Origin of the sequence: Vogesella oryzae, from assembly GCF_902829295.1 — a bacterium.
GTDB classification, from domain to species: domain Bacteria; phylum Pseudomonadota; class Gammaproteobacteria; order Burkholderiales; family Chromobacteriaceae; genus Vogesella; species Vogesella oryzae.
Genome location: NZ_CADEPL010000009.1, coordinates 1 through 24983 on the forward strand (window position 1 = coordinate 1; position 24983 = coordinate 24983).

General features: G+C 64.1%; 24 protein-coding genes. 14 read left to right on the forward strand and 10 right to left on the reverse strand.

Annotated elements, in window-relative coordinates; all coding sequences use genetic code 11:
- Together HU218_RS03050 and HU218_RS03055 are read left to right on the forward strand one after the other, a co-directional pair.
- Positions 1–732, forward strand: a 732-nt coding sequence (locus HU218_RS03050; protein WP_174873480.1) for a patatin-like phospholipase family protein, incomplete at its 5' end; no start/stop codon positions are given.
- Positions 725–1714, forward strand: a complete 990-nt coding sequence (locus HU218_RS03055) for a patatin-like phospholipase family protein (RefSeq protein WP_174873481.1) — start codon at positions 725–727, stop codon at positions 1712–1714. The genes HU218_RS03050 and HU218_RS03055, both read left to right, overlap by 8 nt.
- A gap of 191 nt (positions 1715–1905) precedes the next feature.
- Here HU218_RS03055 and dinB read toward each other — a convergent pair whose 3' ends face one another.
- The 4 genes from dinB to HU218_RS03075 form a co-directional block, all read right to left on the reverse strand.
- A complete protein-coding gene (gene dinB, locus HU218_RS03060; protein WP_174873482.1) occupies positions 1906–2991 on the reverse strand; it encodes a DNA polymerase IV in 1086 nt (361 codons plus the stop codon).
- A gap of 18 nt (positions 2992–3009) precedes the next feature.
- Positions 3010–3312 (reverse strand): Rdx family protein, encoded by a 303-nt coding sequence (locus tag HU218_RS03065; RefSeq protein ID WP_174873483.1) that lies wholly within the window; start codon positions 3310–3312, stop codon positions 3010–3012.
- 372 nt (positions 3313–3684) lie between these two features.
- A complete protein-coding gene (locus HU218_RS03070; RefSeq protein WP_174873484.1) occupies positions 3685–6465 on the reverse strand; it encodes a bifunctional diguanylate cyclase/phosphodiesterase in 2781 nt (926 codons plus the stop codon).
- Between the two features lie 169 nt (positions 6466–6634).
- The gene (locus tag HU218_RS03075; RefSeq protein WP_174873485.1) at positions 6635–7114 is read right to left on the reverse strand and encodes a copper chaperone PCu(A)C; all 480 of its coding nucleotides are present in this window, start codon (positions 7112–7114) and stop codon (positions 6635–6637) included.
- Between the two features lie 174 nt (positions 7115–7288).
- On the opposite strand from HU218_RS03075, the gene HU218_RS03080 reads away from it, so the two are divergent.
- Genes HU218_RS03080 through HU218_RS03090 form a run of 3 tightly spaced genes read left to right on the forward strand, consistent with a single transcriptional unit; the run spans position 7289 to position 8851 of the window.
- Positions 7289–7753 carry a GFA family protein gene (locus tag HU218_RS03080; RefSeq protein ID WP_174873486.1) on the forward strand — a complete coding sequence of 155 codons (465 nt, stop codon included), beginning with the start codon at positions 7289–7291 and terminating at the stop codon, positions 7751–7753.
- Between the two features lie 55 nt (positions 7754–7808).
- Positions 7809–8525, forward strand: a complete 717-nt coding sequence (locus HU218_RS03085) for an AzlC family ABC transporter permease (RefSeq protein ID WP_174873487.1) — start codon at positions 7809–7811, stop codon at positions 8523–8525.
- Positions 8522–8851, forward strand: coding sequence for an AzlD domain-containing protein (locus HU218_RS03090; protein ID WP_174873488.1), 330 nt, complete (start codon positions 8522–8524; stop codon positions 8849–8851). Before HU218_RS03085 ends, HU218_RS03090 begins: the two co-directional genes overlap by 4 nt.
- Positions 8852–8860: 9 nt before the next feature.
- Here HU218_RS03090 and HU218_RS03095 read toward each other — a convergent pair whose 3' ends face one another.
- From HU218_RS03095 to HU218_RS03120, 6 genes are all read right to left on the reverse strand, one after another.
- Complete coding sequence (locus HU218_RS03095) at positions 8861–9235, reverse strand: putative zinc-binding protein (RefSeq protein WP_174873489.1); 375 nt, start codon at positions 9233–9235, stop codon at positions 8861–8863.
- A 109-nt stretch (positions 9236–9344) separates the two neighbouring features.
- Positions 9345–10439 (reverse strand): rod shape-determining protein RodA, encoded by a 1095-nt coding sequence (gene rodA, locus HU218_RS03100; RefSeq protein WP_174873490.1) that lies wholly within the window; start codon positions 10437–10439, stop codon positions 9345–9347.
- Positions 10420–12375 carry a penicillin-binding protein 2 gene (gene mrdA, locus HU218_RS03105; protein WP_174873491.1) on the reverse strand — a complete coding sequence of 652 codons (1956 nt, stop codon included), beginning with the start codon at positions 12373–12375 and terminating at the stop codon, positions 10420–10422. Before mrdA ends, rodA begins: the two co-directional genes overlap by 20 nt.
- A 5-nt stretch (positions 12376–12380) precedes the next feature.
- Positions 12381–12884: a rod shape-determining protein MreD gene (gene mreD / locus HU218_RS03110; protein WP_174873492.1), complete on the reverse strand. Its 504-nt coding sequence runs from the start codon at positions 12882–12884 to the stop codon at positions 12381–12383.
- A gap of 2 nt (positions 12885–12886) precedes the next feature.
- The gene (gene mreC, locus HU218_RS03115) at positions 12887–13795 is read right to left on the reverse strand and encodes a rod shape-determining protein MreC (protein WP_174873493.1); all 909 of its coding nucleotides are present in this window, start codon (positions 13793–13795) and stop codon (positions 12887–12889) included.
- A 56-nt stretch (positions 13796–13851) separates the two neighbouring features.
- A complete protein-coding gene (locus HU218_RS03120; protein WP_174873494.1) occupies positions 13852–14895 on the reverse strand; it encodes a rod shape-determining protein in 1044 nt (347 codons plus the stop codon).
- A 218-nt stretch (positions 14896–15113) separates the two neighbouring features.
- Here HU218_RS03120 and gatC point away from each other — a divergent pair, with 218 nt between their 5' ends.
- The 9 genes from gatC to HU218_RS03165 all read left to right on the forward strand — a co-directional run bounded on the left by gatC (position 15114) and on the right by HU218_RS03165 (position 24978).
- The gene (gene gatC, locus HU218_RS03125) at positions 15114–15401 is read left to right on the forward strand and encodes an Asp-tRNA(Asn)/Glu-tRNA(Gln) amidotransferase subunit GatC (protein ID WP_174873495.1); all 288 of its coding nucleotides are present in this window, start codon (positions 15114–15116) and stop codon (positions 15399–15401) included.
- Between the two features lie 73 nt (positions 15402–15474).
- Positions 15475–16926, forward strand: coding sequence for an Asp-tRNA(Asn)/Glu-tRNA(Gln) amidotransferase subunit GatA (gene gatA, locus HU218_RS03130; RefSeq protein ID WP_174873496.1), 1452 nt, complete (start codon positions 15475–15477; stop codon positions 16924–16926).
- A 66-nt stretch (positions 16927–16992) separates the two neighbouring features.
- Positions 16993–18420 carry an Asp-tRNA(Asn)/Glu-tRNA(Gln) amidotransferase subunit GatB gene (gene gatB / locus HU218_RS03135; RefSeq protein ID WP_174873497.1) on the forward strand — a complete coding sequence of 476 codons (1428 nt, stop codon included), beginning with the start codon at positions 16993–16995 and terminating at the stop codon, positions 18418–18420.
- Between the two features lie 297 nt (positions 18421–18717).
- Positions 18718–19164, forward strand: a complete 447-nt coding sequence (mraZ, locus tag HU218_RS03140) for a division/cell wall cluster transcriptional repressor MraZ (RefSeq protein ID WP_174873498.1) — start codon at positions 18718–18720, stop codon at positions 19162–19164.
- Positions 19161–20120, forward strand: coding sequence for a 16S rRNA (cytosine(1402)-N(4))-methyltransferase RsmH (gene rsmH, locus HU218_RS03145; RefSeq protein WP_174873499.1), 960 nt, complete (start codon positions 19161–19163; stop codon positions 20118–20120). Before mraZ ends, rsmH begins: the two co-directional genes overlap by 4 nt.
- The gene (gene ftsL, locus HU218_RS03150) at positions 20117–20395 is read left to right on the forward strand and encodes a cell division protein FtsL (protein ID WP_246210709.1); all 279 of its coding nucleotides are present in this window, start codon (positions 20117–20119) and stop codon (positions 20393–20395) included. The genes rsmH and ftsL overlap by 4 nt, the downstream gene beginning before the upstream one ends.
- Positions 20392–22140: a peptidoglycan D,D-transpeptidase FtsI family protein gene (locus HU218_RS03155; RefSeq protein WP_174873500.1), complete on the forward strand. Its 1749-nt coding sequence runs from the start codon at positions 20392–20394 to the stop codon at positions 22138–22140. The genes ftsL and HU218_RS03155 overlap by 4 nt, the downstream gene beginning before the upstream one ends.
- Before the next feature lie 38 nt (positions 22141–22178).
- Positions 22179–23627 (forward strand): UDP-N-acetylmuramoyl-L-alanyl-D-glutamate--2,6-diaminopimelate ligase, encoded by a 1449-nt coding sequence (locus tag HU218_RS03160; protein ID WP_246210712.1) that lies wholly within the window; start codon positions 22179–22181, stop codon positions 23625–23627.
- Positions 23611–24978 carry a UDP-N-acetylmuramoyl-tripeptide--D-alanyl-D-alanine ligase gene (locus HU218_RS03165; RefSeq protein ID WP_174873502.1) on the forward strand — a complete coding sequence of 456 codons (1368 nt, stop codon included), beginning with the start codon at positions 23611–23613 and terminating at the stop codon, positions 24976–24978. The genes HU218_RS03160 and HU218_RS03165 overlap by 17 nt, the downstream gene beginning before the upstream one ends.
- Positions 24979–24983: the final 5 nt, after the last annotated feature.

Genomic DNA, 24983 nt, shown 5'->3' on the forward strand with positions numbered 1-24983 from the left:
GTAGCGCAGCGCCTCGCCATCGATGCCCGTCGCGTAGATTGCCCCCACTACGCTGCCGGCACCAGCGCCGGCAGCGTAGTGGGGGCAATCTACGCGACGGGCATCGATGGCGAGGCGCTGCGCTACCGCGCGATGGGCATCGACGAGAGCCAGCTGCGCGACTTCACCTTTTCCACCACCGGTTTTCTCAAGGGCGAGAAGTTGGCCGCATTGGTGAACCGGCAGGTAGACGGCAAGAAGATCGAGCAGATGGTGCGCAAATTCGGCGCGGTGGCCACCAATCTGGATACCGGCGCGCGGGTGGTATTCCGCAGCGGCGATACCGGCACCGCGGTGCGTGCCTCGGCGGCCATTCCCAATGTATTCCAGCCGGTGAGCATCGCCGGCAAGCGCTATGTCGACGGCGGGCTGGTGAGCCCGGTGCCGGTCAGCGCGGCGCGCGAGATGGGCGGCGACGTGGTGATCGCGGTGGATATTTCCGCCAAGCCGGTAGGCAAGGCGGCGGACAGTTTCTTCAGCCTGCTGGACCGCAGCCTGAGCATCATGAACATGGCGGCGCTGGCGCAGGAACTGAAGCAGGCTGACGTGGTGATCCGTCCCAATGTGCTGACCATCGGCGCCGCCGATTTCGACGAGCGCAGCAGCGCCATCGCCGAAGGCGAGAAAGCCGCCCGCGCCGCGCTGCCGCAGATCAGGGCGGCAATCAGCCGCTGGCAACAGCAGCATGGCTAAACTGCGCCTGCTGCTGGCAACGTTGGCCGCTGCCGTGCTGGCCGCTTGCACTACGCCGCAACCGCCAACCAGCCCGGCGCTGCCGGCAGTCGCTTCCGCTCCCGCCGCAGCCAGCAGTCCGGTGGCCAGCGTGCCACCGCCGGCGGCCGCGCCTAAAGCTGCGCCGCCGCTGGCCCGCCCGCCCGTGCGCGCGCCGCGTATCGCGTTGGCGCTGGGCGGTGGCGCCGCCAAGGGGTTTGCCCATGTCGGGGTGATCCGCGTGCTGGAGCAGGCCGGCATCCGCCCGGAAATCATCGCCGGCACCAGTGCCGGCAGCGTGGTGGGGGCGATCTACGCCTCCGGCATCAGCGGCGAGAAGCTGTACCGCCGCGCGCTGGCGCTGAACGAGGACGAACTGAAGGATTTCACCCTGTCGGCCAACGGCTTCCTGAAAGGCGACAAGCTGCAGGACTTCGTCAATCGCCAGGTTGGCCGCCGACCGATCGAGGCCTTGCCGCGCAAGTTTGCCGCGGTGGCCACCAACTTCGACAGCGGCGAGCGCTCGGTTTTCCGTAGCGGCAACACCGGGCAGGCAGTACGCGCCTCGGCGGCGATTCCCAATGTGTTCCAGCCGGTCAGCATCAAGGGGCGGCGCTATGTGGATGGCGGGCTGGTGAGCCCGGTGCCGGTGGTGGCGGCGCGCGAGATGGGCGCCGACATCGTGATCGCGGTGGATATCTCGGCCAAGCCGGTACAGCGCAAGAGCGGGCTGTTCGGCAATCTGGACCAGAGCCTGACCATCATGAATCAGGCGGCGCTGGCGCTGGAGCTGAAACAGGCCGACGTGATTCTGCGGCCGCGGGTGCTTGCCCTGGGGGCCGCCGACTTCGACCAGCGCCGGCTGGCGATACGCGAAGGCGAAAAGGTTGGCCGCGAGGCGTTGCCGGTGATCCGCCGCATTGTGGCGGCCTGGCAGCAGCGCGCGCAGCTGGCCAGCCGCTGAGAGCATGTTCACGATCTGCTGCGCTTCGGCGATACGGCGTTGCATTCGACTCGGCGATGCGCATTGATGCCATGTCACAGCGCGCCCCTCAGTTTTCGTCTTGTCTCGCTCTAGCTCGCTAGATCGTGAACGCGCGCTAAGCGGCACGCACCAACCCCCTGATCCTGCCTTACACCGCCAGACGCCACCGCTTAGCCGGTGGCGTTGTCGTTGGTGGTGATATCGAACAGCTGCAACTGTTGCGGCACGCGCTGCGCCTCCTGCAGCCGCACCCCGACCCCCAGTAAACGCACCGCACGGTTGCCGCGGGCAAAGCCGGTGGCCAGCAGGCCGTCGATCACCGCCTCGTCCAGTAATTGCGCCACGGTTTCCACCGTGGTCTGGCTGAAGTCGGCAAACTTGATCTTGATGTTGACGCCGCGAAACGGCGGATCGCCGGCACGGCGCAGGCGGTCACGCAGCCGCTGCAGCAGCGCCGGCAGTTCGGCGCGACAGGCGGCGAGGTCCGGCAGGTCGCGGGTGTAGGTTTCTTCCACGCTCACCGATTTGCGCTCGTGGTCGTTATGCACCGCGCGATGGTCGATGCCGCGTGCCAGCTCGTACAGGTTTTTGCCGAACTTGCCGAAGCGGCGCAGCATGTCCAGCAGCTCCAGCTGTTGCAGGTCGCCGCAGGTATGAAAGCCCTGCTGTTTGAGCTTGGCGGCGGTCACTTCGCCCACGCCCCAGATCTTTTCCACCGGCAGCACGCGCACGAAGTCGGCAACATCCTCTGGTCGTACCAGAAACTGGCCGTCCGGTTTGTGCCAGTCGCTGGCGATCTTGGCGAGGAATTTGTTGGGGGCGATGCCGGCGGATGCGGTGATGCCGACCTCGCTGCGGATGGCGTCGCGGATCTCGGCCGCCATCAGGCTGGCGCTGCCCTGGCAGTGCGGCTGGCCGCTGACATCCAGATAGGCCTCGTCCAGCGACAGCGGTTCGATCAGGCTGGTGAAGCGCTGGAAGATGGCGTGCACCGCCTGGCTGGCGGCGCGGTAGCGGGCAAAGTCGGACGGCACGATCAGCAGTTCCGGACACAGCCGCAGCGCCAGCGACGATGGCATGGCGCTTTTCACGCCGTAACGGCGTGCCAGGTAGTTGCAGGTGGAGATCACGCCGCGCTGGCCCGGCTGGCCGCCCACCGCCAGCGGGATGTCGCGCCAGGCCGGGTTGTCGCGCATTTCCACCGCCGCGAAAAAACAGTCGCAGTCGATATGGATAATCTTGCGTTGCACTGACATGGTGCGGCCAACCCTGGTCTAGCTGGCGGGCTTGTCGCTGTGGCCCAGCGATTTTTCCGGCGCCACGCGGTCGCGTACCCGCTGTTTCAGTTCCTTGATGTCGGGAAAGCCGCCATCGCGGGCGCGATCCCAGATCAGCGCGCCGTCGATGCTGACCTGGAACACGCCGCCGCTGCCCGGCTGCAGTGCCACTTCGGCGACGTCTTTTTCAAAGGTGGTGAGCAGCTCCTGCGCCATCCAGGCAGCGCGCAACAACCAGCGGCAGCCGGTGCAGTAACGGATGGCAATACGGGGCAGAGTGCTGGAAACGGGATCGCTCATGACAGGTTGGCCGCAATGAAAAGGCGATGGTACTGGCCGCTGGCGATACTGGAAACTGGGATGTGCTATCGGGGGGAATGCTGGATGGGGAAGAACCCCGCGGGGGACGTTGCACCGTCGCCTTGTTCCGCTTGATGTCTGTATTGTGTCTGTTGTGGCCCATGCTGAGCTTGTCTCTCCTCCATCACCCGGTCTTTGGTAAACCTGGCGCAGTGCTGGAGGCGGCAGTGCAACGTGAGGGGCAGTGTGCATCATGTTGGCGCATCGGGGAAGCACAAGCGGCAACTGTCTGACAATGTTGCACTGCACGATGTGACATCGCTGCAACAATTCGTTGCAATTTTTATAACGTTCTGTCGAGAAATGCCGCTGTTATGCCCGCAGCGGCAATGGTCTTGCCGCGGCCAGGAACTGCTCCAGCGCCGGAGCCGCCAGCGGCCGGCTGATCAGGTAGCCCTGGGCAAAATCGCAGCCGTGCTGCGCCAGGAAACGCGCCTGTTCGATGTTCTCGATGCCCTCGCCGGTGACCGATGCGCCCAGGGTGTGGCCCATGGCCACGATCATGCGCACCAGGTTGCTGCTGCTGTCGTTCTCCGGCACATGGTCGAGGAACTGCTTGTCGATCTTCAGCTTTTCCACCGGGAAGCGGCGCAGGTAGCTGAACGAGGCGTAACCGGTGCCGAAATCGTCAATGGCGATGGCGATGCCCAGTGCGCGCAGCAGCTGCAGGTTGCTGTCGATGGCCGGCGTGTTGCGCAGTGCCAGGCCTTCGGTCACTTCCAGTTCCAGTGCCTCGCCCGGCAGGTGGTAGGTGGCCAGAATCGCCGCCACCATCTCGGCAAAGCGGGCATCTTCCAGTTGCAGCAGCGAGATGTTGATGGAAATGACAAAGTTGCTCAGGTAATGCTGGCGCCACTGCACGGCATGGCGGATGCCTTCCTGCAGCACCCATTCCCCCAGCGCGTGGATTACGCCGGATTCCTCGGCCAGCGGGATGAAATCCACCGGCGGAATCAGCCCCAGCTCCGGGTGCTGCCAGCGGACCAGTGCTTCGGCACCGGCCACCTTGCCGGACTTCAGCGACACATACGGCTGGTAGTTCAGCAGCAGCTCGCCGCGGGATACCGCCTGGCGCAGGTCGGCCTGCAGCCGGTTGCGCCGGCGCCAGTTACTGTTGATCTCCGGATGGAAGCGCACCCAGCTGCCCGGGCTTTCGCGCGACAGCAGCAGCGCGGCCTCGGCATTGTCCAGAATCGCCTCGGCTTCGTCGCAGTCGTGCGGGTAGATCGCCAGCCCGACGCTGAGGCGCAGGAACAGTGGCTGGCCCTGCACCTCCAGCGGCTTGGCCAGCTGGCTGGTGATGTCATCCACCCGGCGCGACAGCTGCTCTTCATCCTGCCCCAGCAGCTGCAAGGCGAAGCGGTTGTCGGCACAGCGCGCCACCATTTCGCCATTGCCGATACTGCTTTCCAGCCGGCGTCCCAGCTCGCGGATCACCAGGTCGCCGTTGTCGCGGCCGAACAGCTCGTTGATGTTGGCCAGCCCCTCCACTGCCATCATCATGCAGCCCACCGGCTGCGCCTCGCGCTGGCTGCTGTGCTGGCGCTGCTGCAACAGCTCGTCCAGCTGCATCAAGAGGCGGGTGCGGTTGGGCAGGCCGGTAAAGCGGTCGTAGTAGAACTGGCGGTACAGCTCGCCTTCGGCATGCAGCCGGGCGCGTGACTCCATGACCAGGGCGATCACGTTGGCCGCAGCGGTGATGAAACCGATCTCGTCCGCTTGCCATTCGCGGCGCGGGGTTTGCGACTCGGCGCACAGCACGCCCTGATGCATGCCGCCGACCACAATGCTGGCATCCAGCAAGGCGGTGACGCCGCGGGAATACAGGTACTGCTGCAGCGACAGCAGCCGCGGGTCGTCCTGCGGCTGGTTGCTGGCCAGTACCTGTTCGCTCTGCAGCGCCTGCAGGTAGTCATCGTGCTTGCTCTCGTCCAGCGTCTCGCCACCAAGGCGCTCGCCGGTGAGGGTGTTGATGCCGGCGATGCATTGCAGCTCCTTGCGGTCAGTGCTGAATTGCCAGACGCTGACCCGCGAGATGCTCAGGGTTTGCGCCAGCAGCGGCAGGACATCCGCCAGGTAATCGTCCAGATCCTGCTGGTCGTCGTGGCGCAGGTTCATCAACTGCTGCAGGGTGTTGCCGTGCTGCCGCTGCCGTTCCGATTGTTGCTGTTGCCGTTGCTGCAGATGGCGCGAGCCGCGGATCACCAGCATGCTGAGCAGGAACACGCTGCCCAGCAGTATCAGGCTTTGCGGCAGTACCCGTTGCAGTAATGCCTGGCCCGGACTCTGCCTGGGCCAGCTCAGATAGGCCAGGTTCTGGCCGCTATTGTTCTTCAGCGGCAGCACGTCCTCCAGTGCCGGATCGCTGATGCTGAAGTTGAGCGTCAGCCTGGGCAGGCCATAGGCCGTGGCGATCTGTTGCAGCAGGCTGCTGTCCAGATGCCGGGCGAACAGCAGATAGCGTGGCACCGGCCCCGGCAGTTTCTGCGGGTCTTCCGGCGAGATGCGCTGCAGCGACAGCATCAGCAGCCGCGATTCGGGCTGTCCCGATTGCGGGTTCAGTGCGTTGTACTGCAGCAGCTGGCTGAATGGCTGGTCGTACTGGTTGGCCGCAGCATAGCGGTCGGCGTTGCGCATCAGTTGCTGCCACTGCGCGGTCGACAGCGGCAGCAGCTGCGCCGGCTTGTCGACCAGTACGCCGTGCTGGCGGCCGACCAGCACGCCGCGTTCCTTGTCGACCAGCAGGGCCAGCTGTACGCCCAGGTTGTGGTAGATGGACGGGGTGAGGTTGTCGTTGAGCCAGAGCAGGTCGGGTTGCAGCGCGTTGACATGGGTAGCCATGTCATCCCAGATCGCGTAGTCGGCCAGATTGGTGGCCAGCTGGCGACGCTGGCGCAACAGCTCCTGCTCCAGCCCCTGCTGCACCAGCTGGTGGGCGGCATTGTCCAGTTCGCTGGCGGCACTGCGGGCAATCTGCCAGATGCCGGCCAGGCCGAGCAGCAATAGCAGTAGCAACAGAAGGGATGAGCGGTAGCGGGTGTTGAGCATGCGCGGCGCCGAGGGTGCGGCCAGGGTCGATGAGGCAATAAGCATAGCAGGACAGCGCATTGCCCCGCCGTGCTTTCCGTCGCAATGGCGGCTACACCGGCCCGCCGGCGGGGGCTGGCTGTTGCAGGAAGCGGAATTTCCCCTGCCGGCAGCCGCGGATGGCGTGCCGGCAATAAAAAAAGGCCACCGCAGTGGCCTTGCGCCGTGACGGCAATTATTGCGGCATTTTCATGCCATCGTGCTGCATCGGCATGGCGCCGCCATCTTCCACCTTGACCTCGACATTGATCTCGCCGGCCTTGTCGAACTTCAGCGTCAGCGGGAATTTGTCGCCGGCATGCGGCTGCTGTTTCACCCCCAGCAGCATCACGTGCAGGCCGCCGGGTGCCAGCGTCACGGTTGCGCCTGCCGGCACGGCAATGCCGCCCTCGATCTGGCGCATGCGCATCACGCCGTTGTCGTTCTGGTGGCTATGCAGTTCCACGCTTGCCGCCAGCGGGCTGCTGGCGCCCAGCAGCTTGTCGGCGGTTTTACCGTTGTTGCTGATGGCGAAGAAGGCGCCGGTGGTCGGGGCCATCGGCGGCATGGCGCGGCTGTACGGGTGGGCGATCTTCAGCGCGCCCAGGGTGTATTCGTGCGCGGCGGCAGGCAGGGCGATCAGGGCGGCTACGGCAATGGCAAGCAGGGAACGCATGGACAATCCTTGGACAACGGGTTGAATCGGTAAGTTGGCCGCCACGCTATCACGTCACGGCGGGCGGCGGCAGTGACAAAGTGTCGCAGGGGCGGTGGCGACGCGAACAGTGTGTTTGCGCAGCGCAGGGCGCGACTATGCCAGAATCGCGCTTTTTGCGGCGGGAGAGGGACTATGCAGCAGTTCGAAGGCGCTTGCCAGTGCGGCCAGCTACGTTACCGGGTGCGCGGTACGGTGGCGGCGCTGTTTGCCTGCCATTGCCGCGATTGCCAGCGCCAGTCGGCCAGTGCCTTCGGTATGGCGCTGTGGCTGCGCGACGCCGAGCTGACCCTGCTGCAGGGAAGCACGGCCTGCTGGGCGCGGCATACCCCCGGCGGGCGGGTAACGGATTGCCGGTTCTGCCCGCAGTGCGGCAGCCGCTTGTTCCACCAGAACCGCGATACCCCGCAGTTTCTCAGCATCAAGCCGGGCTCGCTGGACGATACCTCCTGGTTGCGGCCGGCGGCGCATATCTGGACGCAGAGCGCCCAGCCATGGCTGCCGTTGCCGGCGGAGGTGCCGGGCTGGCCCGGCAACCCGGACGATTTCGCCGAATTGATGGCGGCCTGGCAGGCCGCGCCGCATGATTGCCGCGGCTGAGGCAGATGGCCCGGTCGCTGCTGGCAAGCGGCGGCCAACCTTGTGGAGATAAAACATGTCTGACCGTGTTACCGCGCTGCTGGCCGGCAGCCGCGACACCATTCCGATGCTGGTGGGCGCCGCGCCGTTCGGCGTGATTTTCGGCACGCTGGCCATCGCCAGTGGCATTCCGGCCTGGGCCACGCTGGCGTTGTCGGCGCTGGTGTTCGCCGGCTCGTCGCAATTCGTTGCCGTCGGCCTGATCGGCGGCGGTGTGGCGTTGCCGGTGCTGTGGCTGACCACCTTCGTGGTCAACCTGCGGCATGCCTTGTATAGCGCCACGCTGCTGCCGCATGCGCGGCATCTGCCGGCGCGCTGGCGCTGGCCGCTGGCGTTCTGGCTCACCGACGAAACCTTTGCCGTGGTGGAGCACCGCCTGCGCGAGCATGGCGACGATATGGCCGGTGCTTGGTACTGGCTGGGCTCCTCGCTGGCGATGTACCTGAACTGGCAGCTGTGGACCATCGCCGGCGTGCTGCTGGGCAAGAGCGTGCCAGGCCTGGCCGAGCTGGGGCTGGATTTCGCCATGGTGGCTACCTTTGCCGCCATCGTGGCGCCGCAGCTGCGGCAGCGGCCGGTGTTGCTGGCGGCGCTGCTGGCCGGCACGGTGGCGCTGCTGGCGCGGCATTTGCCGTACAAGCTGGGGCTGATGCTGGCGGCGCTGGCCGGTGTGGCCGGCGGCATGCTGGCGGAAAGGTTGGCCGCAGGCACGGTCGCGGAGGAACAGGCATGAACCTGACGACACAGCAATTGCTGCTGGCGATCGCCGGCATGCTGGCGGTGACCTACGGCATCCGCCTGAGCTTTCTGGTGTTCGGCCACCGGCTGGCGTTTCCGCACTGGCTGGAGCGCAGCCTGCGCTACGTGCCGGCGGCGGTGCTGACCGCGCTGATCGTGCCGATGGCGCTGGCACCGCAGGGCGACATCGCGCTGAATCTGAGCAATGCCTACCTGCCGGGGACCGTGGCCGCCGGCGTGCTGGCGTTCTATACCCGCCAGACGCTGCTGGCCATCATCGGTGGTTTCGTGGTGTACGGACTGTGGCGCTGGCTGCTGTAGCGTTGCCGTTTACGGTGCCTGCAAGTCCGTGGCGGCATCGCTGAGCAGTGGCCATAGCCGTTCGGCATCGGCCGGATCGAAGTCGGCGTGTTTGTGCTTTTTGATGCCGTGATCGGATAGTTCGATGCAGCGGTCGGCGCGAATGCCGGCCTGCAGCAGACAGCCCTGTACGCAGGCCAGCGGGCAGCCGTCCAGCGCCAGGATGCGGCGGCCGCTGCGCGCCAGCCGCAGCAATGCCGGCACCTGGCCGCCGACGCCGGCGATGCACGACATCTCGGCCAGACCGGCGCGGGTCAGGCGTAGCGCGAAGTGGTTGGCCAGCTGCGCGGCACTGGAACAGCCGGAGCAGGAATAGACCAGCGGCAGGGCGGGATCGGGCTTCATGCTGGCAAGGCTAGCGCTGCCAGATTGCCACGGCTATTGGCCGGGTGGACTAGGCCAAAAGACGATGCGGCCAACCCGAGAGGTTGGCCGCATCGTGTGGTGTGTAGGCTTAGCGGTTGCGGTTGCCGATACTCATCAGCATGCCCAGCGCCACCGCCAGTGACACCGTGGCGGTACCGCCGTAGGACATGAACGGCAGCGGTACGCCGACCACCGGCAGGATGCCGGCCACCATGCCCATGTTGACGAAGGCGTAGACGAAGAACGACAGCGTGATGGCGCCGGCCAACAGGCGGCCGTACAGCGTCTGGGCACGGGCGGTAATCAGCATGCCACGGCTGATGATGCACAGGTACAGCACCACCAGCGTCAGGTTGCCGATCAGGCCGAACTCTTCGGAGTACACCGCGAAGATGAAGTCCGTCGTCCGCTCCGGGATGTAGTCGAGGTGGGTCTGGCTGCCGTTGAGCCAGCCCTTGCCCCACGGCCCGCCGGAGCCGATGGCGATCATCGACTGGATGATGTGGTAGCCGTCGCCCAGCGGGTCCTGCATCGGGTCGAGCAGCGTCAGCACGCGGCGGCGCTGGTAATCGTGCATCATGTTCCACACTACCGGCAGGCTGGCGGCGAACGCCACCAGGCCGCCGATGATCACCTTCCACGACAGGCCGGCAAAGAACAGCACGAAGAAGCCGGCGCTCATGATCAGCACCGCGGTGCCGAGGTCCGGCTGCTTCAGCACCAGCGCGCCCGGTACGGCGATCAGCAGCGCGGCCACGATGTAGTGTTTCCAGTTGAGCGTGGTCTCGTATTTCTGGAAGTACCACGCCAGCATCATCGGCAGCGCGATCTTCATGATTTCCGAGGGCTGGATGCGCACGATGCCCAGGTTCAGCCAGCGTTGCGAACCGTTGACGATCACGCCGAACAGCTCCACGCCGACCAGCAGGATCACGCCGATCGCGTACAGCGGCGGGGCAAAGTTCATGATCGCCTGCGGCCGCGCCTTGGCCAGCACCCACATGACGACCAGCGACAGCAGGGTATAGACCAGCTTGTTGTCGAGCTTGTACCAGCTCTGGTTGGAGGCGGAGTACAGCACCAGCAGGCTGAGCAGGAAGATGCCGCCGAGAAACGCCATCAGCCAGCCGTCAAACGGCTCGGCAATCGCGTCCCAGATGCGCTTAGCGAGCGGCTGATGCATCGCGTACTCCTTGATCCGGTTTCTTGCTCGAGGGGATGGTCAGCAGCTGCCCTTCCAGTTCCGGCGGTACCTTGCCGGTGAGTGCATAGTCGGTCACCGCACGGGCGATCGGTGCCGCACTGGTGGCGCCGAAGCCGGCGTTTTCCACGATCACCGCAATGGCAATGGTGGGGTGCTCCACCGGTGCGAAAGAGATGAACCAGGAGTGGTCACGGTACTGCTCGGCCAGCGCGCCGGCGTTGTATTTGGCGCCCTGCTTGATCTGCACCACCTGCGCGGTACCGGTCTTGCCGGCCATGTTGTAGCTCAGGCCGACACCGATACGGGCGGCGGTACCGCCGGCCTGCAGCACGGCATGCATGCCCTCTTTCACCGTGGCGAAGTGCTCCGGCTTGAAGGCAAGGGTTCGTACCGGTTCGGAATCGACCAGCCGCACCTTGTTGCTGGTGGCATCGACAATTTTTTCTACCAGGTGCGGAGTGAATGCCTTGCCGTCGTTGGCCAGGATGGCGGTGGCGTTGGCCATCTGCAGCGGCGTGTAGGCGTTGAAACCCTGGCCGATACCGACGCTGACCACGTCGGCCGGATACCAGCGGCCAACCTCGGGGCGGGCCTTGGCAAAGCGCTTGGCTTTCCACTCCTTGCTGGGCAGCACACCGCTGGCCTCGTTATCCAGGTCGATGCCGGTCTTGCTGCCCAGACCGAACTGCGCCACCAGCGGGTGGATGCGGTCGATGCCCATCTCCCACGCCAGACGGTAGAAATAGGTATCAGAGGAGACTGCAATGGCTTTGGCCAGGTTCACCATGCCGTGGCCGCTGGGCACCGAGTCACGGAACTGGTGGCTGGAGCCGGGCAAGGTGAAATAGCCGGGCGCCGGGCGCAGTTCGTTGGGATTGAGCGCGCCGGATTCCAGCCCCGCCATGGCAAAGAACGGCTTGAAGGTGGAGCCCGGTGGATACAGGCCGCGCAGTGCGCGGTTCACCAGTGGTTTCTGCCAGTCTTCGTTCAGGTTTTTCCAGGTGGCCGTGTCGATGCCGTCGATGAATACGTTGGGGTCAAAGCCCGGCTTGGAGACAAAGGCAAGCACGCCGCCGGTCTGCGGGTTGATGGCCACCAGCGCGCCGCGGCGCGTGCCGAACAGCTTGTCGGCGATTTCCTGGATGCGGATGTCCAGCGCTAGTTGCAGGTTGTTGCCGTGCACCGGTGGCGTGCGGCGCAGGCTGCGTACCGCGCGACCGCCGGCATCGGTTTCCACTTCCTCGAAGCCGTTCTTGCCGTGCAGTTCGTTCTCGTAGGTGGCTTCCAGCCCCAGCTTGCCGATATGGGTGGCACCGCGGTAGTTGGCCAGCGTGCCTTCCTCTTCCATCTGCTTCTGGTCACGCTGGTTGATACGGCCGATATAGCCCAGCACGTGGCTGGTCAGCTCCTTGTACGGATAGTCGCGGAACAGCCAGGCACGCACCTCGACGCCGGGGAAGCGCCAGATGTTGGCCGCCAGCCGTGCGGCTTCTTCTTCCTTCAGTTTGAGCTTGAGAGGTACCGGCTCGAACTCCTTGCTCTCGGCGAGGAATTTGCGGAAGCGGCGTTCGTCACGCGGGGTGATTTCCACCAGCTGGCCCAGCGCCTTCACAGTGGCATCCAGGTCCGGAATCTTGTTCGGCACCAGTTCCAGCGTGTAGGCCGCGTGGTTCTGTGCCAGCACGATGCCGTTGCGGTCGAGGATCAGGCCGCGGTTGGGCTGCACCGGCACCAGCGAGATACTGTTGTTCTGGGCCAGCGTGGAGAAGTGGTCGTATTGCAGTACTTGCAGCCAGACAAAGCGTGCGGCCAACAGCAACAACATCAGCACCATGAAGCCGAAGGCAATCAGCAGCCGTAGCTGGAACTGGTTTTCTTCGGACTGCGGGTCTTTCAGACGGGCGTGACGTGACATGCGGCTTACACGCTATGGTGACGGTAGGGCAACAGCAGCAGCTTGTTGAGCAGCGGCCACAGCAAGGCGCCGATCAGCGGCGGCAGGAAATAGCCCCAGCCGATAAAGGCGGCACCGCTGGCCAGCCGTACCAATACCATGATCAGCTGGTTGGCCTGCAGCAGCGCGAGGATCACCAGTGCCTGCTGTCCCAGGTTGAACATCACCAGCTGGTTCTGGCGCAGTTGCACCAGATAGGCGGTGATGCAGTAGGCCAGCGCGTGCTGGCCGAACAGGCCGGCGGTAGTGACATCGGCAATCAGGCCGATCAGGAACGCCATGCCGACGCCGATGCGCCGCGGCTGGTTGATCGCCCAGTACAGGATCAGCATGGCGACCAGATCCGGCAGCCAGCGGGTGGAGCCTACCGGCAACGGCAGCAGTTCCATCAGCAGGGCGACGGTGAACGTCAGGGTGATGAAGCGGCGGCGTATCGGCTTGAGCAGTTCTTGCGGGCGGTCGTAGCTCATGTCTAGCCAGCATCCTCGTCGGTGGTTTTTTTCTTCTTCTTGACGGCCGGTTCCGGTGCCGGAGCCGGTTCCGGCGGCATGGCGGAACGGGCCGGCAGAATCAGCACGTAGCGGCTGGACTGCACCCCGGCCACGCTCTGGCACAGCACGCGGGCAAAGGCGGCACCTGCCGGGCGGTCGACGCGGGTGACCCGTGCTACCGGAATGCCTTCCTGGTACAGATCATCGATGCCGGAGGTGACCAGTTGGTCGCCCGGACGGATGTCGGAACCGGATGACAGGTAGCGTACCTCGACCCCGCCGCCATAGCCGTACAGCAGCGTGCGCTGGCCGGTGCGCAGGTTGACCACCGGCACCATCTGGTTCTTGTTGATGATCAGGGTGATTTCCGAGGTCAGCGGCTGCACGCGGGTGATCTGGCCGATCAGCCCCTGCTCGTCGATGACCGGCAGCCCAGGCTTGACGCCGGCGTCCAGGCCCTTGTCGATGATGATCTTGTAGCTGAACGGATCGCGCGCGGTATACAGCACCTCTGCCAGTTGGCCGCGGTCGCTGCGGCCAACCTTGAGCTGGTTCAGCGCCTTGAGCTGTGCCAGTTCGCGTTCCAGCATCTGCAGCCGCATCAGGCGGCCGGACTGCGCCAGTTCCACGCTGCGCAGGCGGTCGTTTTCCTGTTTCAGTTCTGCCTGGGTGACGAAGAAATCGCCAATATGGCGGCCGGCCGTCAACGGCAGGTTGACCGCGCGCTGTATCGGGTAGAGCAGGACGGAAATGGCATCGCGGGCGCGATCCATCAGGCCGAAATGGCTATCCCCCACCAGCAGCGCCAGCGAGGCGAGCACGCACAGAATCAGACGCGCACCCGGACCCAGACCCTGGCTGGTGAAGCTCGGTGTATTGGCAAAGTTCATGCGACCGCACGCCGCCCGTGGCCGGGCGGCGTCTCATCAATGAGAAGCAGGATTGATTAAGGTACGTTGGTGAAAATGGTGCCGACTTTGTCCATTTTATCCAGCGCCTTGCCGGAGCCGCGTACCACGCAGGTCAGCGGTTCTTCGGCCACAAACACCGGCAGGCCGGTTTCTTCGGCCAGCAGGCGGTCGATGTCCTTCAGCAGCGCACCACCACCGGTCAGCACCATGCCCTTGTCGGCAATGTCGGCGCCCAGTTCCGGCGGGGTCTGTTCCAGGGCGATTTTCACCGCGGAAACGATCTGGTTCAGCGGCTCGGTCAGCGCTTCCAGGATTTCGTTGCTGGAAACGGTAAAGGCGCGCGGAATGCCTTCGGCCAGGTTGCGGCCCTTGACTTCCATTTCCTTGACTTCGGTGCCCGGGAAGGCGGAGCCGATGGTCTTCTTGATTTCTTCGGCAGTGGTTTCGCCGATCAGCATGCCGTAGTTGCGGCGGATGTAGTTGATGATGGCCTCATCAAACTTGTCGCCACCGACGCGCACCGAGTTGGAGTACACCACGCCGCCCAGCGAAATCACGCCCACCTCGGTGGTACCGCCACCGATGTCCACCACCATGGAACCGGTCGGGTCTTCTACCGGCAGGCCGGCACCGATGGCGGCAGCCATCGGTTCTTCGATCAGCTCGACACGGCGCGCGCCGGCGGCCAGGGCGGAGTCCTTGATCGCACGGCGTTCCACCTGGGTGGAACCGCACGGCACACAGATCACGATGCGCGGGCTGGCAGCGAAGAAACGGTTCGGGGTGACCTTCTTGATGAACTGCTTGAGCATCTGTTCGGTCACGGTGAAGTCGGCGATCACGCCGTCCTTCATCGGGCGGATGGCCTGGATGCTGCCCGGGGTACGGCCCAGCATGCGTTTGGCTTCCAGGCCGACGGCCAGGATGGACTTCTTGTTGGTGGGTGCATCGCTGTGGATGGCAACTACCGACGGTTCGTCGAGCACAATGCCCTTGCCGCGCATGTAGATCAGGGTATTGGCCGTGCCGAGGTCGATGGCCAGATCATTGGAAAAGTAGCCGGTGAGCGAACGAAACATGTGGCGATCCTGAAAAGATTTTTGGTGGCGCGGGCGGTATGGATGCCCGGCAAGCCCGGTGGCGGTTTGGTCATCTTGCAGGCGAAAGGTTCAACAGGCGTTACAGCGTGAGAAACCCGCCCGGCGGCCCTGCGCGATGGCCTTGTATTCTTGGGTGAATCAAACCAGTTATGATACCCTACAACGCTTGAATTATTAAAGGTTTTGACGAGGGTGTCATGTCGCTGACTCATGAGGATGTTGCGCGGATTGCGCGTTTGTCCCGCATCGCTGTAACCGACGCCGAAATCGAGGCCGTCGGCAAGCAGCTGAACAATATTCTTGGCCTGATCGAACAGATGCAGGCCGTCAACACCGATGGTATCGAGCCGATGGCGCACCCGCAGGATGTAAGCCTGCGCTTGCGCGAGGACGCGGTTACCGAGCCGGACCGCCGTGAAGTCTGCCAGGCGGTGGCGCCGCAGGTGGAAAAAGGCCTGTTCCTGGTGCCCAAGGTTATCGAATAACGCGACCTGTGCTGGTCGCTCCGCACTGCCGCAGTCATGCGGTTATGTCATTCCGGACGGAAATCAATACACAATGATTAACGCCACGCTGAAACAGCTATCCGCGCAACTGGCCGCCGGTCAGGTTAGCGCTGTCGAGCTGGCTGCTGCTTATCTCGACCGTATCGCGCTGCTCAATCCGCAGCTCAATGCCTTTATCACCGTTGACCGCGCCAAAACCCTGGCCGAGGCCGCTGCCGCCGATGCGCGCCGCGCTGCCGGTAATGCCACGGCGCTGACCGGTGTGCCGATCGCGCACAAGGACATCTTCTGCCAGCAGGGCTGGAAGACCAGCTGCGGCTCGAAGATGCTGGACAACTTCATCTCGCCGTACAGCGCACATGTGGTGGAGCAGTGTGCCGCCGCCGGCATGGTGACGCTCGGTCGCGCCAATATGGACGAGTTCGCCATGGGCTCCTCCAACGAGAACTCGTTCTACGGTGCAGTGAAGAATCCGTGGGACTTGAACGCCATTCCCGGCGGCTCTTCCGGCGGCTCTGCCGCTGCGGTAGCGGCCCGTCTGGCACCGGCAGCAACGGCTACCGATACCGGCGGCTCCATTCGCCCGCCGGCCAGCCATTGCGGCGTGACCGGGATCAAACCGACTTACGGCGCGGTGTCGCGCTTTGGCATGGTGGGCTACGCCAGCTCGCTGGATCATGGCGGCCCGATCGCGCAGACCGCCGAGGACTGCGCGCTGATGCTGAACGTGATGGCCGGCTTCGACGAACGTGATTCCACCAGCCTGGAGCGCGCCAAGGAAGACTACACCCGCGAGCTGGACCAGCCGCTGGCCGGTCTGCGTGTCGGCCTGCCGCGCGAATACTTTGCCGAAGGTCTGGCCAGCGACGTTGGCCGCATCATCGACAGCGCCGTGGCCGAGCTGAAGAAGTTGGGCGCCGAGGTGGTGGAAGTCAGTCTGCCCAATACCCAGCTGTCGATCCCGGCTTACTACGTGATCGCGCCGGCGGAAGCCTCTGCCAACCTGTCGCGCTTCGACGGCGTGCGCTACGGTCATCGCGCCAGCGAGTACAAGGACCTGGTGGACATGTACGAGAAGACCCGCGCCGAAGGCTTCGGCAGCGAGGTGAAGCGCCGCATCATGGTGGGTACCTATGTGCTTTCCCATGGTTACTACGATGCCTACTACATCAAGGCACAGAAGATCCGCCGCCTGATCGCCGACGACTTCAAGGCCGCTTTTGCCGGTTGCGACGTGATTCTCGGCCCGGTGGCGCCGACCGCCGCCTTCAATCTGGGCGAGAAATCCGGCGATCCGGTGCAGATGTACCTGTCGGACATCTACACCCTGTCGGTGAACCTGGCCGGTCTGCCGGCGATGAGTGTGCCGGCCGGCTTTGCCGACAACGGCCGTCCGGTGGGGCTGCAGATCATCGGCAACTACTTTGCCGAAGCCAAGATGCTTAATGTGGCGCACCAGTTCCAGCAGGCGACCGACTGGCATACCCGCGCTCCGGCGCTGTAATCGCGATCAATGTACAGGTTGGCCGCATGCGGCCAACCTTCTGAATAGAAAAAGGATTTTCCAATCATGAAATGGGAAGTCGTTATCGGTCTTGAGGTGCATGTGCAGCTCAACACTGTTTCCAAGATTTTCTCCGGTGCCAGCACCGCCTTTGGCGCCGAGCCGAATACCCAGGCTTCGCTGGTGGAGCTGGCGCTGCCGGGTGTGCTGCCGGTGATGAACAAGGCGGTGGTGGACAAGGCCATTCGCCTGGGTTTGGCGCTGGACGCCGACATCAACCAGAAGAACGTGTTCGCACGCAAAAACTACTTCTACCCCGACTTGCCCAAGGGCTACCAGATCAGCCAGATGGATCTGCCGATTGTCGAGCATGGCAAGCTGGCGATTCTGGTGGGTGACGAAGAGAAGGTGATCCGCGTTACCCGCGCGCACATGGAAGAAGATGCCGGCAAATCGCTGCATGAAGACTTCCATGGCATGACCGGTATCGACTTGAACCGTGCCGGCACGCCGCTGCTGGAAGTGGTGTCCGAGCCGGACATGCGCTCGCCGGAAGAGGCGGTGGCCTACGCCAAGGCGCTGCACACGCTGGTGACCTGGCTGGGGATCTGTGACGGCAACATGCAGGAAGGCAGCTTCCGCGTGGATGCCAACGTGTCGGTACGCCCGTTCGGTCAGGCCGAGTTCGGTACCCGCCGCGAGATCAAGAACCTGAACTCGTTCCGCTTCCTGGAGCAGGCGATCAAGTACGAGATCCAGTGGCAGATCGACACCATCGAGGATGGCGGCAAGATCCAGCAGGCTACCGTGCTGTTCGACCCGGACAGCGGCGAAACCCGCATGATGCGCAGCAAGGAAGACGCGCATGACTACCGTTACTTCCCGGATCCGGATCTGCTGCCGGTGCGCATCAGCGACGAGCAAATCGCGCGCATTCGCAGCGAAATGCCGGAACTGCCGGGGCAGATGAAGGCGCGTTTTGTCGAGCAGTTCGGCGTTTCCGCTTACGACGCGGCGCTGCTGACTTCCAGTCTGGCGCTGGCGCAGTATTTCGAGGCGGTGGCGACGGCAACCGGTCAGGGCAAGCTGGCGGCCAACTGGCTGGGCGGTGAGGTGGCGGCACGTCTGAATCGCGAAGGGCTGGATATTGCTGATTGCCCGATCCCGGCCGAGCGTTTGTCTGGCCTGATTGCGCGCGTTGCCGATGGCACGCTGTCCAACAAGCTGGCCAAGCAGGTGTTCGATGCATTGTGGGAGAGTGATCTGAGCGCCGATGCCATTATCGAGCGCGATGGCCTGAAGCAGGTGTCCGATGTCAGCGCCATCGAGAAGATGGTGGAAGAAGCCATTGCGGCCAACCCCAAGGCGGTGGAAGAGTTTCGTGCCGGCAAGGAAAAGGCACTTAACGCACTGGCAGGTCAGGTGATGAAGGCCTCCAAAGGCAAGGCCAATCCGGCGCAGGTGCAGGAAATCCTGAAGCAGAAGCTGGCCTGATCCGGCGGTGGTCTGGTTGCTGGCGGCGCACCCGGGTGGTGCGCCGCAGTTTTTTGGGGTGTGACCAATCGTGCCAATGGCATGATTTGACACCCTTTCTTGGGTTGTTTCTGTAAGCCGCTGATTTGCCTACATTTCCCGCTTTAAACAAACCGGTAAGTCATTGTCGCCAAAGGCTAATTGCCTTTTTTCGATGTTGACCGGGTAAAACCGTTTCCCTATAGTGGCGAAAAGTGGGGTGAAGTGGGTAATTGTGGGGCGATGGCCCCTAACTTCTAGGCGAAGTGTCCAAGCAAAATGATCGGCGGCGTAAGTCTTGTCTCTCTTGATGCCAAGGGGCGTCTGGCCATTCCGGCCAGGCACCGCGAGACACTGCTGTCCGCATTCGGCCACAAGCTTGTCGTTACCCTCGAATCCTCCGATCACCTGCTGATCTACCCCGAACCCAACTGGAAGCCCGTCGAGCAGCGCCTGCTGGCTCTGCCTAGCGGTAACCCCATGCTGAAAAGCTACCAGCGTCTGGTGCTTGGCCATGCCGAAACGCTGGAAATGGACTCTGCCGGCCGCATCCTGCTGCCAGCCCGCCTGCGCGAGCTGACCCGGCTGGACAAGGATGTGGCACTGGTGGGAATGGGAAACCGCTTTGAACTGTGGGATGCCGCCGGCTGGGACAACCAGACCACCGCGGCACTCGACATTGATCCTGCTGACCTTGCGCAGCATCTTGGAGATTTCACGCTTTGACCGACGCAGTTTTTGTTCACCGCACGGTGCTACTCGATGAGGCCGTCGCGGCCCTCGCCATTCGTCCGGATGGCGTTTACGTCGATTGCACCTTCGGGCGCGGCGGCCACAGCCGGTTGATCCTGTCCCAGCTCGGGCCGCAGGGTCGCCTGATCGCATTCGACAAGGATCCGGAAGCCATCGCCGTAGCCACTGCGCTGGCGGCGGCGGATCCGCGTTTCACCATCGTGCACAACGGTTTCGAAACCTTTGCAGCCGAACTGTCTGCGCTCGGCGTAGACAAGGTGGACGGCGTGCTGATGGATTTGGGTATTTCCTCGCCGCAGATCGACGATGGTCGTCGCGGCTTCAGTTTCCGGTTCGATGCGCCGCTGGACATGCGCATGGACACCACTCGCGGCATGACGGCGGCCGAATGGCTGGCAACTGCCGACGAGGCCGACATTGCAGAGGTAATCAAGACTTATGGTGAAGAGCGGTTTGCTCGCAAGATCGCAGCAGCCATTGTTGCGCAAAGGGCTGAGCGCCCCCTCGAGACGACGCGTGAGCTCGCCTTGCTCGTTGGGAAGAACGTCCGCACTCGGGAACCAGGTCAGGACCCCGCGACGCGAACCTTCCAAGCGATAAGGATTTACATCAATCGCGAGCTGGATGAGCTGAAAGCAGTGCTGCCGCAGGTGGTATCCCAGCTGGCGCCGGGCGGCCGCATGGCGGTAATCAGCTTCCATTCGCTGGAAGACCGTATCGTCAAGAATTTCATCCGCGCTGCCAGTACTACTGACACCTTGCCGTCCTGGGTGCCGGTCCGTGCTGCCGATATCGCCGAGGCGGCGATCAAGCCGGTGGGCAAGGCGATTCGCGGTAGCGAGGAAGAGGTTGCGGCCAACCCACGGGCGCGCAGTGCCATTATGCGCGTGGCCGAGCGTACTGCCGGCGAATGGAAGGGGGCGCAGTGAGCATTAACAAGCTCAATGCCGCCTTGCTGGTGGCCGTGATCGGGTGTGCGATGTCCGTGGTGACTTCGCAGCACGTGTCGCGCCACCTGTACAACGAGCTGGAAAAGCAGCAGAAGCTGTCGCGCCAGCTGGATGTCGAGTATGGCCAGCTGCAGCTGGAGCAGAGTACCTGGGGCGCGCATGCCCTGATCGAGAAGTCCGCCACTAGCCGTCTTGGCATGCTGACACCCAGTCAGCGCCAGGTATACGTCATTACGCCGGAGGGTGTGCGATGAGCCGCGTGTACTCGCCGCCGATCCGTAACACCGTCAAACCGCATATGCGGCTGGCGCCGGGCCGTGTGGCCGTGGTGCAGCTGGTGCTGGGCCTGCTGTTGCTGGGCCTGCTGTCACGCGCCATCTATCTGCAAGTGGTGCAACAGGATTTTCTGGTCAACCAGGGCGAGGCACGCTTCCGCCGCAGCATGGTGCTGGAAGCCAACCGCGGCGTGATTACCGATCGTAACGGCGAGGTGCTGGCGATCAGCACCCCGGTGCAGTCCATCTGGGCCAGTCCGATGGATATGAACCCGGTGCCGGCCGACAAGTTGGCCGCATTGTCGCGCCTGCTGGAGTTGCCGCTGGCGGAGCTGCAGCAGAAGTTTGCCGACAAGAAGCGTGAGTTTGTGTATCTGAAGCGCCAGATCAGCCCGCAGCTGGCGGAGCAGGTAATGGCGCTGGGCATTCCCGGCATCGCCAAGCAGCAGGAATATCGCCGCTATTATCCGGCTGGCGAGATGCTGTCGCACGTGATCGGCTTTACCGGGGTCGACGGCAAGGGCCAGGAAGGGCTGGAGCTGACCCGCGAAAAGATGCTGGCAGGCCGTTCGGGCAGCCGTACAGTACTGAAAGACCGTCGCGGTCACATTATCGAGGACGTGACCGCTATCGAGCCGCCACGCGACGGCCAGACACTGGCGCTGTCTATCGACAAGCGCATCCAGTACCTGGCCTACCGCGAGCTGTCGGCGGCGACCGAGGCCTTCAAGGCCAAGGCCGGCGGGGTGGTGGTGCTGGATGCCCAGACCGGCGAAGTGCTGGCGCTGGCCAATACCCCGTCGTACAACCCCAACAACCGTGCGGTGCTGGAGCCGGAAATGCGCCGCAACCGTGCGGTGGTGGACATGTTCGAGCCGGGCTCCACCATGAAACCATTCACGGTGGCGATGGCGATTGACGCCGGTCGTATTAACCCGAATACCGTTTTCGACACCCGTCCGTACATGATCGGGCCGGCCACGGTGCGCGACTCGCACTCCAACCCGACACTGACTGTGACCGGCATCATCCAGAAATCCTCCAACGTCGGCGCTTCCAAGATCGCGGCGATGTTCAGTCCGGAGCAGATGTGGACCTTCTACCGCCAGAGCGGTTTCGGCCAGAGCCCGCAGTCCGGCTTTCCCGGTGAGTCCAGTGGCCGCCTGCGCGACTGGCAGACCTGGCGTCCGATCGAGCAGGCCACCATGTCTTTCGGCTACGGCGTAACCGTCAGTCTGCTGCAGCTGGCCCGCGGCTACACCATCTTTACCCACAATGGCGCCTTGTTGCCGCTGTCGTTTACCCGACTGGCGGTGCCAAACCCGGGGCGTCAGGTTGTGAAGCCGGCCACCGCCAAGGCCATGAGCGAAATGATGATGACGGTTACCGAGGAAGGCGGCACGGCGGTGCGTGCACAGGTGCTCGGCTATCACGTCGCCGGCAAGTCCGGTACCGCCCGCAAGCTGGTGGGCGGCCATTACGCGCCGGACAAGCATATCGGCCTGTTTGTCGGCTTCGCGCCGGCAACCCGGCCACGGTTGATCGTGGCAGTGATGATCGATGAGCCGAGTGTTGGTGGTTACTACGGCGGCACAGTATCGGGCCCTGCCTTCTCCAACATCATGGCCGGCAGTTTGCGCATTCTGGGGGTCGAGCCGGATGCTCCCTCCAATAACCAATTGATTCCGGAACAGCAGATTTCGGAAGTGCGGGAAGAAACATGAAAACCACTCTGGTCAATCTGCCGGACTGGGACCCTGCCATGCTGCAGGGTCTTGGCGTAGCCATGAGCCGCGTCGAAACCGACAGCCGGCGCGTGCTGCCGGGCGACCTGTTCCTGGCCTGTCGCGGCGAGTACACCGACGGCCGCGACTTCATTCCGGCCGCGCTGGCAAAGGGCGCGGCAGCGGTGCTGTGGGACAGTGCCGACGGTTTCAGCTGGAACCCGGCCTGGCAGGTGCCAAATCTGCCGGTGCCGGACCTGCGTGCCAATGCCGGCATCGTGGCGGCCCACGTTTACGGCCAACCCAGCCGCGATATGGCGGTAATCGGCATTACCGGCACCAACGGCAAGACATCGATCTCGCACTGGCTGGCGCAAGCCTACGCGCTGCTGGGCGAGAAGGCGGCGCTGATCGGTACCGTCGGCAACGGCTTCTATGGCGAGCTGACCGAAACCACCCACACCACGCCGGACCCGGTCACCGTGCAGCAGAAGCTGGCCGAATACCGTCGCCAGGGCGCCAGCGTGGTGAGCATGGAAGTCTCCAGCCACGGGCTGGACCAGTTCCGCGTTAACGGCGTGACCTTCCGCTCGGCCGTGTTCACCAACCTGACCCGTGATCATCTGGACTACCACGGCAGTATGGAAGAGTACAGCGCCTCCAAGGCCAAACTGTTCCACTGGCAAGGTCTGCAGCACGCGATCATCAATGCCGATGACGCTTTCGGCCGTACCCTGGCCGCCGGCATCGATAGCAGCAAGACCCGGGTGATTACCTACGGGCTGGAGCAGGGCGATGTGCGCCCGCTGAGCCTGGCGGCCAACCTGGATGGGCTGCAGCTTGCCGTTACCACGCCGTGGGGCGATGCAGTGATCAAGAGCCCGCTGCTGGGGCGTTTCAATGCGGCCAACATGCTGGCTTGCCTCGCGGTGCTGTGTGTCAACGGCGTGGCGCTGGAAGATGCTGCCCGCGTGCTCGGCAAGATTCAGCCGGCGCGCGGCCGCATGCAGCGCATCGGCAGCAGTCTGGAGCCGCTGGTGGTGGTGGATTACGCCCACACGCCGGATGCGCTGGACAAGGCGCTGGCCACGCTGGCGGAGATCCGTCCCGCCGGCAGCAAGCTGTTCTGCGTATTTGGCTGTGGCGGCGATCGCGACAAGGGCAAGCGTCCGCTGATGGGCGGGATCGCCGAGCGCATTGCCGATGTGGCGGTGGTCACCAGTGACAACCCGCGCAGCGAAGATCCGCAAGCCATCATCAATGACATCCTGGCCGGCATGCAGGCGCCGGGCCATATCGAAATCGACCGTGCTGCCGCCATTCATTGGGCGGTGCTGCAGGCGCGTGTCGGTGATGTGATCCTGATCGCCGGCAAGGGCCACGAGGAATACCAGGACATCGCCGGGGTAAAGCACCCGTTCTCCGATTTCCGCGTTGCCGAAGACGCACTCACCGCCTGGGGGGCCAAGCATGCTGCTGCTGAGTGAGGCCGCCCACATCCTGTCCGGCACACTGGCCGGCAGCGATGCCGAGTTCCTGCGCGTGGTGACCGATAGCCGCGCGGTGCAGGCCGGCGACCTGTTCGTGGCGCTGAAGGGCGACAACTTCGATGCCCACGACTTCGTGGCCGACGTACTGGCCAAGGGTGCTTTCGCCCTGGTGCGCCGTGACTTTGCCGCCAGCAGTGGCAGCGTGATCCGTGTTGACGACACCCGGCTGGCGCTGGGCACCCTGGCCGCAGCCTGGTGCGCGCGGCTGGATGTGAAGCGTATCGGCATCACCGGCTCCAACGGCAAGACCACGGTCAAGGAAATGGTGGCGGCCATCTTGCGTGCCCATGCCGGTGACGCCGCGGTGCATGCCACCGCCGGCAACTTCAACAACGACATCGGCCTGCCGCTGACGCTGTTGGCGTTGCGCCCGGCGCACCGCTACGCGGTGATCGAGATGGGCATGAACCACTTTGGCGAGATCCGCTACCTTTCCGGGCTGGCCCGGCCGCAGGTGGCGCTGGTCAACAATGCCATGCGCGCGCATCTGGGCGGCGGCTTCGACAGCACCGCCGACATCGCCCGCGCCAAGAGCGAGATTTTCGAAGGACTCACCGCCGACGGCGTAGCCATCATCAATGCCGACGATGCCCAGCTGGACATCTTCGCCGCCGCTGCCGGCCAGCATCGCCAGCTGCGTTTCGGCCTGAACGCTGCGGCCAACGTTCGCGCCCGTGACATCGTCGCCAGCGCCACCGGCAACCATTTCACCCTGGTGTGCTCGCAAGGCGAGCAAGCGATCGAGCTGCCGGCTGCCGGCGAGCACAACGTGCGCAACGCGCTGGCTGCCGCTGCGGTAGCGCTGGCGCTGGACGTGCCGCTGGCTGCCATCGCTGCCGGTCTTGCTGCCTTCGGTGGCGTGAAGGGCCGGCTGCAGCTGAAGCAGGCCGCCTGTGGCGCCACGGTGATCGATGACAGCTACAACGCCAATCCGGATTCGATGAAGGCCGGTATCGATGTGCTGGCGGCCTATCCGGCGCCGCGCATCTTCGTGATGGGGCAGATCGGCGAATTGGGCGACACCGCGCCGCAACTGCACGCCGAAGTGGGCGCGCATGCCCGTGCCCGCGGCATCGAGCAGTTGCTGTGCCTGGGCGAACTGGCCCGCCATGCGGCCAACGCCTATGGTGCCGGTGCGCAGTATTTCGACGATCTGCCGGCGCTGTTGGCCGCGCTGGATCAGCAAGTCACCGCCGGTAGCACCGTGCTGGTGAAAGGGTCGCGCTTCATGCGCATGGAACGGGTGGTCGACCACCTGCAAACACAACAAGAACACGGGAAGGATTAAACGTG